14 protein-coding genes are annotated in these 12,982 nt (G+C 71.0%); 3 read left to right on the top strand and 11 right to left on the bottom strand.

Annotated elements, in window-relative coordinates; all coding sequences use genetic code 11:
* Positions 1-48: 48 nt before the first annotated feature.
* The 11 genes from nuoF to mqnC form a co-directional block, all read right to left on the bottom strand.
* Entirely contained in the window at positions 49-1,365 is a 1,317-nt protein-coding gene (nuoF, locus tag ACLQ2X_RS17510) for an NADH-quinone oxidoreductase subunit NuoF (RefSeq protein ID WP_425682099.1), read from the bottom strand.
* A complete protein-coding gene (gene nuoE, locus ACLQ2X_RS17505) occupies positions 1,362-2,480 on the bottom strand; it encodes an NADH-quinone oxidoreductase subunit NuoE (protein ID WP_425682098.1) in 1,119 nt (372 codons plus the stop codon). Before nuoE ends, nuoF begins: the two co-directional genes overlap by 4 nt.
* Before the next feature lie 55 nt (positions 2,481-2,535).
* Positions 2,536-3,861 (bottom strand): NADH-quinone oxidoreductase subunit D, encoded by a 1,326-nt coding sequence (locus ACLQ2X_RS17500; RefSeq protein ID WP_425682097.1) that lies wholly within the window; start codon positions 3,859-3,861, stop codon positions 2,536-2,538.
* Positions 3,862-3,916: 55 nt separating this feature from the next.
* Positions 3,917-4,651 (bottom strand): NADH-quinone oxidoreductase subunit C, encoded by a 735-nt coding sequence (locus ACLQ2X_RS17495; RefSeq protein WP_425682096.1) that lies wholly within the window; start codon positions 4,649-4,651, stop codon positions 3,917-3,919.
* Positions 4,648-5,328 carry a NuoB/complex I 20 kDa subunit family protein gene (locus tag ACLQ2X_RS17490; protein ID WP_425682095.1) on the bottom strand — a complete coding sequence of 227 codons (681 nt, stop codon included), beginning with the start codon at positions 5,326-5,328 and terminating at the stop codon, positions 4,648-4,650. Before ACLQ2X_RS17490 ends, ACLQ2X_RS17495 begins: the two co-directional genes overlap by 4 nt.
* Positions 5,329-5,339: 11 nt before the next feature.
* The gene (locus ACLQ2X_RS17485) at positions 5,340-5,705 is read right to left on the bottom strand and encodes an NADH-quinone oxidoreductase subunit A (protein WP_425682094.1); all 366 of its coding nucleotides are present in this window, start codon (positions 5,703-5,705) and stop codon (positions 5,340-5,342) included.
* A gap of 134 nt (positions 5,706-5,839) precedes the next feature.
* Complete coding sequence (locus tag ACLQ2X_RS17480; protein ID WP_425682093.1) at positions 5,840-7,114, bottom strand: geranylgeranyl reductase family protein; 1,275 nt, start codon at positions 7,112-7,114, stop codon at positions 5,840-5,842.
* Positions 7,115-7,248: 134 nt separating this feature from the next.
* On the bottom strand, positions 7,249-7,467 hold the full coding sequence (locus ACLQ2X_RS17475; protein WP_425682092.1) for a hypothetical protein: 219 nt from the start codon (positions 7,465-7,467) through the stop codon (positions 7,249-7,251).
* Between the two features lie 74 nt (positions 7,468-7,541).
* Positions 7,542-8,252: a demethylmenaquinone methyltransferase gene (locus tag ACLQ2X_RS17470; protein WP_425682091.1), complete on the bottom strand. Its 711-nt coding sequence runs from the start codon at positions 8,250-8,252 to the stop codon at positions 7,542-7,544.
* Between the two features lie 103 nt (positions 8,253-8,355).
* Positions 8,356-9,606, bottom strand: coding sequence for a cell wall anchor protein (locus ACLQ2X_RS17465; protein ID WP_425682090.1), 1,251 nt, complete (start codon positions 9,604-9,606; stop codon positions 8,356-8,358).
* Positions 9,607-10,031: 425 nt separating this feature from the next.
* A complete protein-coding gene (gene mqnC / locus ACLQ2X_RS17460) occupies positions 10,032-11,222 on the bottom strand; it encodes a cyclic dehypoxanthinyl futalosine synthase (protein ID WP_425682089.1) in 1,191 nt (396 codons plus the stop codon).
* Positions 11,223-11,333: 111 nt separating this feature from the next.
* On the opposite strand from mqnC, the gene ACLQ2X_RS17455 reads away from it, so the two are divergent.
* The 3 genes from ACLQ2X_RS17455 to ACLQ2X_RS17445 are packed head-to-tail and all read left to right on the top strand — an operon-like array spanning position 11,334 to position 12,969.
* On the top strand, positions 11,334-11,498 hold the full coding sequence (locus ACLQ2X_RS17455) for a hypothetical protein (RefSeq protein WP_425682088.1): 165 nt from the start codon (positions 11,334-11,336) through the stop codon (positions 11,496-11,498).
* Complete coding sequence (locus ACLQ2X_RS17450; RefSeq protein WP_425682087.1) at positions 11,498-12,262, top strand: peptidoglycan recognition protein family protein; 765 nt, start codon at positions 11,498-11,500, stop codon at positions 12,260-12,262. The genes ACLQ2X_RS17455 and ACLQ2X_RS17450 overlap by 1 nt, the downstream gene beginning before the upstream one ends.
* Positions 12,263-12,321: 59 nt before the next feature.
* Positions 12,322-12,969: a hypothetical protein gene (locus tag ACLQ2X_RS17445; RefSeq protein ID WP_425682086.1), complete on the top strand. Its 648-nt coding sequence runs from the start codon at positions 12,322-12,324 to the stop codon at positions 12,967-12,969.
* The last annotated feature ends 13 nt before the right edge of the window (positions 12,970-12,982 follow it).

Genomic DNA, 12,982 nt, shown 5'->3' with positions numbered 1-12,982 from the left:
GCCTTTCGCTCGCGACTGCGGGGCTCGCTTCGCTCACTCGCGCGCGCATCAGTGCGCTCCCACCAGCTGCTTGCCCGACAGCTTCGGCGCGGTACGTCCCTCGATGTAGTCGAGGTAGTCCTGCTTGAAGTACTTCAGCGACGAGGTCACCGAGCTGGTCGCGCCGTCGCCCAGGCCGCAGAACGAACGGCCGAGGATGTTGTCGCAGGTGTCGAGCAGGGTGTCCAGGTCCTCGTGGGTGCCCTGGCCGGACAGGATGCGCCGGTAGACCCGGACCATCCAGTAGTTGCCCTCCCGGCACGGGGTGCACTTGCCACACGACTCGTGGTGGTAGAACTCCAGCCACCGGTAGGTCGCGTACACCGGGCAGTCCTGGTCGGAGAAGATCTGGGTGGCCGTGGTGCCCAGGATCGAGCCGGCCGCCGCCACTCCCTCGAAGTCCAGCGGCACGTCCAGGTGCTCGGCGGTGAGCAACGGCGTCGAGGAGCCGCCCGGGGTCCAGAACTTCAGGTTGTGCCCGGGCTTCATCCCGCCGGCCAGCTCGATCAGCTCGCGCAGCGTGATGCCCATCGAGCACTCGTACTGGCCGGGGTCGACGATCCGGCCGGACAGCGAGTAGATCATCGGGCCGGACGACTTCTCCGTGCCCATGGTCTTCCACCAGTCCGCGCCGCCCAGCACGATGTACGGCACGCTGGCGATGGTGCCGACGTTGTTGACCACGGTCGGGCTGGCGTACAGGCCGTGGGTCGCCGGGAACGGCGGGCGCAGCCGGGGCTGGCCCCGGAAGCCCTCCAGCGAGTCCAGCAGCGCGGTCTCCTCGCCGCAGATGTACGCCCCGGCCCCGGAGTGCACCACCAGGTCGAGGTCGAACTTCGAGCCGAGGATGTTCCGGCCGAGGTAGCCCTTCGCGTACGCCTCCTGCACCGCGTTGCGCAGCCGGCGGGCGGCGTGCACGGCCTCACCGCGGATGTAGATGTAGGCCCGGTTGGCCCGGATCGCGTAGGAGGCGATGATGACGCCCTCGACCAGCGCGTGCGGGTCGTGGGTCATCAGCGGCAGGTCCTTGCAGGTGCCCGGCTCGCCCTCGTCGGCGTTCACCACGAGGTAGTGCGGCTTCCCGTCGCCCTGTGGGATGAAGCCCCACTTCAGGCCGGTGGGGAAGCCCGCGCCGCCCCGGCCGCGCAGCCCGGAGTCCTTGATCAGTTGGATCAGGTCGTCCGGGTGCGCCTTGAGGGCCTTGCGCAGGGCGGCGTAGCCGTCCAGGTTCTCGTAGGTGCCGAGCCGCCAGGCGTCCGGCGACAGCCAGCGCTTGGTGAGCACGGGCGTGAGCTTGGCCAGTGTCTCCGGCCGAGGCGTGGTCACTTCCGGACCCCCGTTCCGCTCGCGTCTGCCGGGTCGGCGCCGTCCGCGCCCGTACCGGACTCCGCATCCTTGAGGTTGCGCTCCTGCGCGTCGGCCGCGTCGCCGGCGGGCTTGCCGTCACCGGCCGGCGGGTTGGCGGCCTCGCCTGCCGCTTGCGCCGCCTGCGCGTCGCGGGGCCCCGGGGCCGGGCCGTCCGTCGGGACCTTGGTGCCCGGCGCCTCCGCCACCGGCGTCCGCGCGTCCGGCTGCCGGGTCTCCGCGGCACGCACCTCCGGCGACTTGTCGTCAGGCGCCTTGACGTCCGGCGCGGTGCTGCCGGTGGCCGCCTCCGGCTTCGCCGGCGCACCCGTGCCCGCGTTGCCGGCGGGTGCCGGGGCCGGCTTCTCGGCTTCGGCCTTCGCCTTCGCCTCGGCGGCGGCCCGGTCGGCCTCGGCCTTGCTGCGGATCGGCGTCTTCGGGTCGAAGCCCGGCACCGAGATGCCGTGCTGCTCGGCCAGGCGCAGCCCACGCAGGGTGGCCTCGCCCGGCCCGCCGTCGGCCACCGCGCCGTCGCGCTCGTCGGCGAAACCGGCGAGCTGCACGGCCATCTCCTTCAGCGTGCACAGCCGCGCGCCGCGGGTGGGCATCGGCCGGCCGCCGTTACGCAGTTCCTCCACCACGCCGAGCGCGCCCTGCGGCTCCACGTTGTCGTAGAAGTCGTAGTTGACGGTCATCACCGGGCCGTAGTCGCACGCCGCCAGGCACTCGGCGTGCTCCAGGGTGATCTTCCCGTCGGCGGTGGTCTCCTCGTGCCCGACACCCAGGTGCTCGGCCAGGGTGTCGTAGACCGCCTGCCCGCCGAGCACGTCGCACATCGTGTTGGTGCAGACGCTGACCAGGTATTCACCTGTGGGCTTGCGCTTGTACATGGTGTAGAAGGTGGCGACCGCGCCGACCTGGGCCTTGTTCAGCCCGAGCACCTCGGCGCAGAACTCGACACCGGCCGGGGAGACGTATCCCTCCTCGGACTGGACCAGGTGCAGCAGCGGCAGCAGGGCCGAGCGGGACCGGTCCGCGGGATAGCGGGCGATGATCTCCCGCGCCCGGTCCCGGGTCTCTTCGGTGAAAACACTCATCAGAGCCACCCTCCGTTCGCGACTGCGGTGCTCCGCTCCGCTGCACTCCTCGCGCTCACCTGTCACAACCACCCATCACGGGGTCCAACGAGGCGCCGCCGGCGATCACGTCGGCGATCAGGCCGCCCTCGGCCATCGCCGGGAGGGCCTGGAGGTTGACGAAGCTCGGCTCCCGGTAGTGCACCCGGTAGGGGCGGGTGCCGCCGTCGGACACCGCGTGCACGCCCAGCTCGCCGCGGGGCGACTCGACGCCGACGTACACCTGGCCCGGCGGGACCCGGAAGCCCTCGGTGACGAGCTTGAAGTGGTGGATCAGCGACTCCATCGACTGACCCATGATCTTGGCTACGTGCTCCAGCGAGTTGCCCATGCCGTCGACCCCGATGGCCAGCTGCGCCGGCCAGGCGATCTTCTTGTCGGACACCATCACCGGGCCCGGCTTGAGGCGGTCGAGCGCCTGCTCGACGAGCTTCAGCGACTCGCGCATCTCGGCCATCCGGACCAGGTAGCGGCCCCACACGTCGCCGTCGGTGTGGGTCGGGACGTCGAACTCGTACGTCTCGTAACCGCAGTACGGCATGGTCTTGCGCAGGTCCCAGGCCAGGCCCGCGGAGCGCAGCACCGGCCCGGTGACGCCGAGCGCCAAGCAGCCGGTCGCGTCGAGCACGCCCACGTTCTGGGTCCGTTCCAGCCAGATCGGCTGGCCGGAGAGCAGGTTCTCGTACTCCTTGAGCTTCTTCGGCATCAGCTTGAGGAAGTCACGGATCTTGCGGATCGCGTCGTCCGGCACGTCCTGCGCCACGCCGCCCGGACGGATGTACGCGTGGTTCATCCGCAGACCGGTGATGGTCTCGAAGATGTCGAGGACGTACTCCCGCTCGCGGAAGCCGTACAGCATCATGTTGATGGCGCCCAGCTCCATGGCCGTGGTGGCCACCCAGACCAGGTGCGACGAGATCCGGTTGAGCTCCATCATCAGCACCCGGATGGTGGCGGCCCGCTCGGTGATGTCGTCGGTGATGCCGAGCAGCTTCTCCACCGCGAGCGCGTAGCCGGTCTCGTTGAACAGCGGGGCGAGGTAGTCCATCCGGGTCACGAACGTCGAGCCCTGGACCCAGTTGCGGTACTCCAGGTTCTTCTCGATGCCGGTGTGCAGGTAGCCGACGACCGCACGGGCCTCCCGGACCGTCTCGCCCTCCAGCTCCAGGACCAGCCGCAGCACGCCGTGGGTGGACGGGTGCTGCGGACCCATGTTGACGACGATCCGCTCGTCGTTGATCGGGTCGGTGCCGGAGACGACGTCGTCCCAGTCCCCACCGGTGACGGTGAAGACCTTGCCCTCGGTGGTCTCGCGCTCGGTGGCGTAGTTCGGGGTGGTCACAGTGCCGGCCCTCCGTTCGCGACTGCGGGGCTCCGCTTCGCTGCAGTCCTCGCACTCACTGGTACGACCTCCTCCGGTCCGGCGGCGGGATCTCGGCGCCCTTGTACTCGACGGGCACACCGCCGAGCGGGTAGTCCTTGCGCTGCGGGTGTCCCTCCCAGTCGTCCGGCATGAGGATCCGGGTCAGGTTGGGGTGGCCGTCGAAGATGACGCCGAACATGTCGTACGCCTCCCGCTCCTGCCAGTCGGCGGTCGGGTAGACGGCGGTGACGCTCGGCAGGTGCGGCTCCTCGGCGGAGACCGCAGCCTCCAGCCGGACCGTACGCCGGTAGGTCATCGAGGTGAGCTGGTACACCACGTGCAGGCGGCGCTCGGCGCCCAGGTAGTCCACACCGGACACCGAGGAGCACAGCTCGAAACGCAGCGCCAGGTCGTCGCGCATCACCTGGCAGACCTCGGCGATCCGCTCCGGGCGCACGTGCAGGGTCAGCTCGCCCCGGTCGACCACCACCTTCTCGATGGCGTCGCCGAAGTCCGGGTACGCCTCCTCCAGCGCGTCGCGTACCTCGTCGAAGTAGCTCCCGTACGGCCGGGCGGCCTCCTCGATCGGCGTGCGCTTGCGGAGCAGGCCGCCGTAGCCGGACACGTCACCGGTGCCCTGGTTGCCGAACATGCCCCGGCCGGCCGGGCTGGCGGGCGGGTACTCGGCCGGTGCGGTGGAGCTGGCCCCGGCGGGGGTGGTCGGCACCGGCACCCCGCCGTCGTTGTTCCGGTCGTTCGGTGCGGTCATTTCGGGCCCCTATGCGACGCCTGGAGGTGGGTCTGCGCCTTCATCCAGTTCTCGATCCGCAGCTGCTCCTCGCGCCCCTCCAGGACCGCCTTCGTCCACTCGGCACGGCGGGCCTTGTCGCTGCGGTACGACGAGGGCATCGAGCCGTACGGCACGACGGGCACGTCACCGCGCTCCTTGCGGGCCTCGAGCATCTTGCGTCCGTTCGGGCCCAGCGGCTCGTACATGATCTTCTCGCGGAGCTTGAGCACCGCGTCGATGAGCATCTCGGGCCGGGGCGGGCAGCCGGGCAGGTACATGTCGACCGGGACGACGTGGTCGACGCCCTGCACGATGGCGTAGTTGTTGAACATGCCGCCACTGCTGGCGCACACGCCCATCGAGATGACCCAGCGGGGCTCGGCCATCTGGTCGTAGATCTGCCGCAGGACCGGGGCCATCTTCTGGCTCACCCGGCCGGCCACGATCATCAGGTCGGCCTGCCGGGGCGAGGCGCGGAAGACCTCCATGCCCCAGCGGCCCATGTCGTAGTGCGGGCCGCCGGCCGCCATCATCTCGATGGCGCAGCAGGCCAGGCCGAACGTGGCGCCCCAGAGGGAGGTCTTGCGGGTCCAGTTCACCAGCTTCTCGACGCTGGTGAGCAGGACGCCGGAGGGGAGTTTCTCCTCGATGCCCATCTGCTACCTCCTCAGTCCCAGTCCAGGCCGCCGCGCCGCCAGACGTAGGCGTAGGCGACGAAGACCGCGACGATGAACAGGACCATCTCCACGAAGCCGAAGATCGGCAGGGCGTCGAAGGAGACCGCCCAGGGGTAGAGGAAGATGATCTCGATGTCGAAGACGATGAAGAGCATCGCCGTCAGGTAGAACTTGATCGGGAACCGACCGCCGCCGACTGGCTGCGGGCTCGGTTCGATGCCACACTCGTACGCCTCGAGCTTGGCCTTGTTCAGACGCCGCGGGCCGGCGAGTCGGGCGGCGGCCACGGAGAACAGCGCGAACGCCGCGGCGATGGCGAACAGCCCGATGATGGGTGCATAGGGAGAGAGCGTCATCGTTGTCCCCTGCTCGTCCTTCCCGGACCTCGGTGGTTGGCCGAAATCACACTATTCACGTCCCTCGCGACCTCGCATCTCGGGGTCGGTCCCTGTCCGGCTCGTGGTTGTTTCGCCCTCGGGCCGGCCGTCTCCTACACCGCCGGTGCCACCTTCGTCATCGCGTTGATGACCCGGTCCATCGCGTCCCCGCCGCGCGGGTCGGTCAGGTTCGCCAGCAGCTTGAGCACGAAGCGCATCAGCATCGGGTGCGGCATCCCGTGCTTGGTGGCCATCCGCATCACCTCGGGGCGACCGATGAGCTTCACGAAGACCCCGCCGAGGCGGTAGTAGCCGCCGAAGCGCGCCTTCAGCTCCTGCGGGTAGGCCATCAGCGCCCGCTCCCGCTCCGCGCCCTCCGGCCGGGCAAGCGCCTGCACCAGGATCTCCGCGGCCATCTCACCGGACTCCATCGCGTACGCGATGCCCTCGCCGTTGAACGGGTTGACCATGCCGCCGGAGTCGCCGACGAGCAGGGCACCGCGGGTGTAGTGCGGGACCCGGTTGAAGCCCATGGGCAGCGCGGCGCCGAGGATCGGACCCTCCGCGTTGGACTCGTCGGTCATCCCCCAGTCCTCCGGGGTGTTGGCCAGCCAGTCGGTGAGCAGTTTGCGGTAGTTCGTCTTGCCGAACGCCGAGGAGGAGTTGAGCACGCCCAGGCCGACGTTCACCCGGCCGTCGCCGAGGCCGAAGATCCAGCCGTAGCCGGGCAGCAGCGCGTCGCTGCCCTTGGCCCGCAGCTCCAGCCAGGACTCCAGGTAGTCGTCGTCGTGCTTGGCCGGCGAGTGGTAGTAGCGGCGCACGGCCACGCCGATCGGGCGGTCCTCGCGCTTGGCCAGCCCGAGGGCCAGCGGGAAGCGACCGGAGACACCGTCCGCGGCGACCACGAGCGGGGCGTGGAAGGTGGCGGGTTCCTTGTCCGGGCCGACCTCGGTCTGCACGCCGATCACCCGGTCGTCGGCGCCGAGCACCGGACCGAGGACGTTGACGCTGGTCCGCAGCTTCGCCCCGGCGGCGACGGCACGCTGGGCGAGCAGGTCGTCGAAGTCGAGCCGGGTCCGCACCAGGCCGTAGTTGGGGAAGCTGGCCAGGTCGGGCCAGTCCAGCTCCAGGCGCACCCCGCCACCGATCACCCGCAGGCCCTTGTTGTGCAACCAGCCGGCCTCGGGCGAGGTGTCCACGCCCATCCGGATCAGTTGCCGCACGGCGCGAGGCGTGAGCCCGTCGCCGCAGACCTTCTCCCGAGGAAACTCCGTCTTCTCGAGCAGCAGCACGCGTACGCCGTGCCGCGCCAGGTGGTACGCCGTGGCCGATCCTCCGGGACCGGCGCCAACGACGATGACGTCGGCGTCGTTCTCCACCGCGGTCATCCGCGCCTCCTCCCGCACGCTCGTGAAATGCTTCACAAGCCCATCCGGAAGGAGTCTATGACCGGGGTAGCACCTGCTCGCGCTGAGGGGGGCCTAACCTCTCGGAGGCCCGGCGGGGAGGCTATTCGGACCGGTCACGGGCGCGACGGCGCGGCCGGTCCCAGGCCGGCGTCGAGCCGGATCGCCTCGGGCAGGTGGTCGCGCAGTGCGCCCCCGGCGGCGCGGTCCAGGGCCGCCAGCACCTCGGCCACGACCTGACGGACGTCCGCGGGATCCGCGCCGGCCAGCTCGCGGAGCTGCGCGATCAGCTCGGCGGCGTCGTCGTCGGTGGCGGCCTGGTCTGGTCCCGTCATGGAAGCGAGCGTACCGGACAAAGTAGACCAGAAAAGGATATTAGCGAAAGGGGAGGTTAGTGCCGGCCGCCGGATCAGTTCCGGACAGCCCGGTGCAGCGCGACCACGCCCCCGGTCAGATTGCGCCACCCCACCCGGCCCCAACCCGCCGCGCCGATCCGCGCCGCCAGGGCCGCCTGGTCCGGCCAGGCCCGGATCGACTCCGCGAGATAGACGTAGGCGTCGGGGTTGCTGGACACCGCCCGCGCCACCGCCGGCAACGAGCGCATCAGGTACGACAGGTAGACCGTGCGGAACGCCGGATTGACAGGCGTACTGAACTCGCAAACCACAAGCCGCCCGCCGGGCCGGGTCACCCGGGCCAGTTCACGCAGCGCCGCGTCGGTGTCGTTGACGTTGCGCAGCGCGAAGGAGATGGTCACCGCGTCGAAGCTCGCGTCGGCGAACGGCAGCCGCAGCGCGTCCCCGGCCAGCAGCGGCACCGCCGGACGGGTGCGCTTGCCGGCGTGCAGCATGCCCAGCGACAGGTCCGCGCCCACCGCGTACGCCCCCGAGTGGGCCAACTCCTCGGTCGAAACGCCGGTGCCGGCCCCCACGTCCAGCACCCGCTCGCCCGGCCGCAGCCCGAGCGCCGCCCGGGTGGCCCGCCGCCACGACCGGTCCTGCCCGAAGGAGAGCACGGTGTTGGTCAGGTCGTAGCGGGCCGCCACGCCGTCGAACATGGCGGCGACCTCGTGCGGCTGCTTGTCCAGGCTGGCGCGCTGGCCCTGCGGGGTACGGCTCACCCCTCCACTCTGCCAGCCGCACCGCCCCCGGCTCTCCCCGGGTACGCGAGCGGGCGGGGTGGTCGCCCACCCCGCCCGCGTCGTGCGTCCGCCCGCCGGTCAGTCAGTCCCCGGCCGGCTCCTCGTGCGGTGCGACCAGGACCACCTTGCGGCGGCGGGCCAGCATCACCAGTGCCGCGCCGGCGGCGAGCACGACCGCGCCGATCCCGCCGATCAGGCCGACCTGCATGCCGGTCACCGGCAGGCCGCCGTCACCGGAACCGCCACCCGCGCCACCACCGGCGGTCGGGGTCGGCACCGGGGTCGCGCCGCCGGTCGGGGTCGGCTCGACGGTGGGCGTGGGCTGGACCGTCGGGGTCGGCTGGGGCGTCGGCTGCGCGCTCGGGTCGACGAAGACGTCGAACTGGGCGGTGTTGTCACCGTCGTCGGTCTCGGTGAACTCGCGACGCTGTGCCGAGCTGGCGACCCGTGGCTCCTCCTCCGGCGTGCCGGAGGCGGCGTCCAGGCCGGCGGCCCAGACGAAGCCCGGACGGAGCAGCGTCTCGGTCACGTCCGCGCCGACCGTCACCCGCACGTCGGCGGTGTAGTACTGGCCGGGCTTGAGCACCGTGCCCAGGTCCTCGCAGTAGGCGTTGGCGACACCCCCCAGGTCCTGCTCGACGCAGCTCTCGGGCAGCTTCGCGAAGGTGACACCGGCCGGCAGCGTGATGCCGTACTTGACGCCGGTGGCGCGCTTGCTGCCGCCGTTGAACACGACCCAGTCCAACGGCGCGGTCTCACCCGGCCGGACCGGGCGCAGGCCCGACTCGCCGGCGTCGTCCCCGTCGACCCGCACGCCGGCGTACACGTCCTGGACCCAGGTGGTGAGGTCGTAGCCGGGCTCGGTGACGGTGATGTCGTGCTCGACCGAGTCGAGCACGCCGTCGCCGTTGGCCGCGCTGATCGACACCTCGAGCGTGCCGGCCGCGCCCTCGTTCCCGGTGGAGAACAGCGGGATACCGAAGTCCTCCGTGGTGCCGGCGGCCAGGTCGCCGATCAGGCAGGAGAAGGTGGTGCCGCGAACCTCGCAGCCCGCCGGTTTCAGCACGCCGACCTTGTCCCGCTTGAGCCCCTTCGTCTCCACGGTGACCCGGACGCCCTTCGCGTCCACCGCACCGGCGGTGTTGTCCACCTGGAACTTGAACGGCTTGGCCTTCGCCTCGCTGACGCCCTTGGCGAGCTGGTAGCTGAGCGGGATGAGGTGGAGGTCGGCCTTCTCGGCCGCGTACGCCGGCGCGGCCGCGCCGAGGCCGACGGTGCAGAGCAGCGCCACCACGCCGGCGCGGGCCAGTGTGGAGCGGTGGCGGAAGGTCATGGTTCCCCCGGGGGATAGGGATGTGCCGATCACGACGGAACGAACGGACGGTACCGGAGCGGCGCGGCGCGGCACCACCCCCGCACGGGGCCGAATCGAGTCGCCCTTACCGACAACTGGGGCGGGATGGTCACCCATCCCGCCCCAGCCGCGGTGCGTTATGTGGACGGCCCTCATGGGCCGATGGAGGACGACGGTCCGACGGACGCCGCCAGCGTAATGGCGTCGTCGGCGCACCGGGCCGCGCTCGCCCGGGTCGCCGCCGACCTGTTACCTGCCAGCTCGCGGCCCGGATCGGTGGTGTCGCGCCGGCAGGTTAGCCGCCGGCGATCACGCGGGTGAAGACCCGCCGCGGAAGCTTCACCGGAACCGCGCCGACCTCCGGCCGCACGACGTCCGCCAACCGGCCGAACGGGGGAACGTGGTCAGTTGACCTCGACAAGCGGCAGCGACTTCCCGGCCCCGCCACCGGGCAGGGCGATCGACGAGAAGTGCGAGACCACCCGGTCGTCGGTCGGGTCGTCGGCCGGCGTGTGGTGCACCGCGAGCCGGCGGTAGAGCGTGTCCCGCTGCGCCGGGATCCGGTCGGCCGACCGGATCATGCCGATCAGGTCGTGCAGGTTGGACCGGTGCCGGGCACCAGCCGAGGAGATGACGTTCTCCTCCAGCATGATCGAGCCGAGGTCGTCCACGCCCATGTGCAACGCCAGCTGCCCGACGTCCTTGCCGGTGGTCAGCCAGGACGCCTGCAGGTGCGGCACCGTCTCGAAGAACAGGCGGGCCACCGCGACCAGGCGCAGGTATTCCAGCGTGGTCGCCTGGGTGCGGCCCTTGAGGTGGTTGTTCTCCGGCTGGTACGTCCACGGGATGAACGCCCGGAAACCGCCGGTACGGTCCTGCACGTCGCGGATCATCCGCAGGTGCTCGATCCGCTCGGCGTTGGTCTCGCCGGTGCCCATCATCATGGTCGCGGTCGACTCCAGGCCCTGCCGGTGCGCCAGCTCCATGACCTCCAGCCAGCGCGCGCCGGACTCCTTCAGCGGAGCGATCGCCCTGCGGGGCCGTTCCGGCAGCATCTCGGCGCCGGCGCCGGCGATCGAGTCCAGGCCGGCGGCCTTGATCCGGGCGATGGCCTCGTCCAGGCTCACCCCGGAGACCTTCGCCATGTGCAGGATCTCGCTCGGGCCGATCGAGTGGATGGCGAGCTGCGGGTATGCCTTCTTGACCGAGGAGAACAGCTCCTCGTAGTACTCCACGCCGTAGTCCGGGTGGTGCCCGCCCTGGAGCATGACCTGGGTGGCGCCCAGCTCGACCGCCTCGCCGCAGCGGCGCAGGATCTCCTCGGTCGGGTGCGTCCAGCCCTCCCGGTGCTTGGGGGCCCGGTAGAACGCGCAGAACTTGCACGCCGTCACGCAGACGTTCGTGTAGTTGATGTTGCGATCGATCAGGTACGTGACGATGTTGTCCGGGTAGCGGCGCCGCCGTACCGCGTCGGCCGCCTCGCCGAGCGCGTGGAAGGACGCGTCGGTGTAGAGCAGCAGGGCCTCCTCGGGCGTGATCCGCCCGCCGTCCGCGCCGCGTTGCAGGATGTCGTCGATCTCCCGGTTCGCCGTCACACCCCGAGCGTACGCCGACCGCACCGGGCACCACCTCGCGGTCCGGCACGGAAAGCCCGGTGACGACCGCCACTCCCCCACGACAAGCCATCGATATACTACGATTAATCGATGACTGACGAACCCGCACCACGCACGAGGCGCGTGCTACGCCGTCGTGCCGTCCTGGCCCTGGCCCCCCTCGCGGCCGGCGGCCTGGCCCTCGCCGCGACGGCCACCCCCGCCGCGGCGGCTACTCCCACCCCGGAATGCCTCGCCGACCTGTTGGAACGTTGATGGCCACCATTCCCTGGCTCGCCGACGTGCTCCGTGCGGCCGGCGTCACGGTGGTGGAGGAGGGCAACTGGCTCGGCCGCGTCGCCGGCAGCTCGTTCAACCCGATCGGCGTGCTCTGGCACCACACCGCCGCCACCTCAAGCGCGGCCAACCCGCATCCCGCCCTGGGCATCTGCATCAACGGCCGGTCCGACCTGCCCGGCCCGCTGTGCCACGCGCTCGTCGACTACCACGGTGTCTTCCACGTCATCTCCGGCGGGCGGGCCAACCACGCCGGATCCAGTCGCGGCAGCGGTCCGATCCCGGCCGGCGACGGCAACACGCTGATGGTCGGCTGGGAGATCGACTACAACGGGGTCAACCAGCAGATGACACCCGCCCAGTACTCCGCCTCGGTGCTCGCCACCGCCGCCGTGCTACGCCGGCTGGGCCGCGACGCCAGCCATGCGCGCGGCCACCGGGAGACCAGCACCACCGGCAAGATCGACCCCTCCTTCATCGACCTGAACACGATGCGCGCCGACGTCGCCGGCCAGCTCGGCGGCACCCCACCCCTCGAACTCTGGAAGGACGACATGAAACTCATCCAGTCCACCAACCGGGGCATCGCCCTGGTCGGCCCCGGCTACTTCCGACCGCTCAGCAACAACGAAGAGGTCTACGCCGCCGTCGCGCTCGTCGGCAACCCGATCGTCGGCAACGACCGCCAGTTCGACCTGTGGCGCAGCATCGCCTTCGACGGCCAGGTCAAGGCGCCGAGCTGACCCGCGACGGGCGCCGGACGCGCGGCGGCAGCCTCGCGTCCGTCGCCTAGGCTCGCGGCGTGTCCGTCACCTCACATCCACCCACGCCGGTGGTCGTCGCCAAGGGCCGCCCCGCCCTCTGGTCCGTCGCGGCGACCGCCGCGTTGGCCGGCCTCGGCCTCGCCGTGATCGCGGTGAGCACGGCGGTCGGCTACCTCACGGTGGGACTGCCGATCGCGGTGCCGATCGGCGTGAGCCTGGTCGGTTGCTTCGTCTTCACAGTCGCCCTGCGCCTGCTGCACCGGGGCTGGTGGCTGGCGCTCCTGTCGGTGGTGCCGACGCTGTTCGTGCTGGTGGGCACCGTGCAACTCGCCCCGGAGTCGGTGCTTCAGCGGCGCGGCGTGGCCCAGCAGGTGACAATCGCCGAGGTGCAGACCGCTGGCAAGCGACACGAGTTCGTCCTCCAGAGCGACACGGGCCGGCTCGACGAGCCGCTGGTCTACCGGGGCAGTTCCCCCGGCTACCGGGTCGGGCAGCGGCTGACCGTGCTCGTCGACCCGCAGGGGAAGGTGGAACTGGCCGACGCACAGAATGTGGACGCGGCCGGGAAGCAGGGCATGCTCGTGCTCGGCGCGGCCGGATGGACCGTGTTCGCGCTCGTTGCCGGGTGGCGCGGTCACGTCAACCGGGCCCGGGGCCGCGCCACCGCACCGCCAGTGTTGCTCTGACCGACGCGACCGG

The sequence above is a fragment of the Micromonospora sp. DT31 genome (genome assembly GCF_049841795.1).
Taxonomy (GTDB): domain Bacteria; phylum Actinomycetota; class Actinomycetes; order Mycobacteriales; family Micromonosporaceae; genus Micromonospora.
Note: the sequence above shows the minus strand (reverse complement) of the source record. Positions and strands in the feature narration are given on the sequence as shown.

What these genes read in the sequence shown, in the direction of transcription:
- ACLQ2X_RS17455 (WP_425682088.1), top strand. Translation starts at nt 11,334, where the DNA reads ATGACTGACGAACCCGCACCACGCACGAGGCGCGTGCTACGCCGTCGT.
- ACLQ2X_RS17465 (WP_425682090.1), bottom strand. Translation starts at nt 9,606, where the DNA reads ATGACCTTCCGCCACCGCTCCACACTGGCCCGCGCCGGCGTGGTGGCG.
- nuoE (WP_425682098.1), bottom strand. Translation starts at nt 2,480, where the DNA reads ATGAGTGTTTTCACCGAAGAGACCCGGGACCGGGCGCGGGAGATCATC.
- ACLQ2X_RS17480 (WP_425682093.1), bottom strand. Translation starts at nt 7,114, where the DNA reads ATGACCGCGGTGGAGAACGACGCCGACGTCATCGTCGTTGGCGCCGGT.
- ACLQ2X_RS17490 (WP_425682095.1), bottom strand. Translation starts at nt 5,328, where the DNA reads ATGGGCATCGAGGAGAAACTCCCCTCCGGCGTCCTGCTCACCAGCGTC.
- ACLQ2X_RS17450 (WP_425682087.1), top strand. Translation starts at nt 11,498, where the DNA reads ATGGCCACCATTCCCTGGCTCGCCGACGTGCTCCGTGCGGCCGGCGTC.
- ACLQ2X_RS17485 (WP_425682094.1), bottom strand. Translation starts at nt 5,705, where the DNA reads ATGACGCTCTCTCCCTATGCACCCATCATCGGGCTGTTCGCCATCGCC.
- ACLQ2X_RS17495 (WP_425682096.1), bottom strand. Translation starts at nt 4,651, where the DNA reads ATGACCGCACCGAACGACCGGAACAACGACGGCGGGGTGCCGGTGCCG.
- ACLQ2X_RS17475 (WP_425682092.1), bottom strand. Translation starts at nt 7,467, where the DNA reads ATGACGGGACCAGACCAGGCCGCCACCGACGACGACGCCGCCGAGCTG.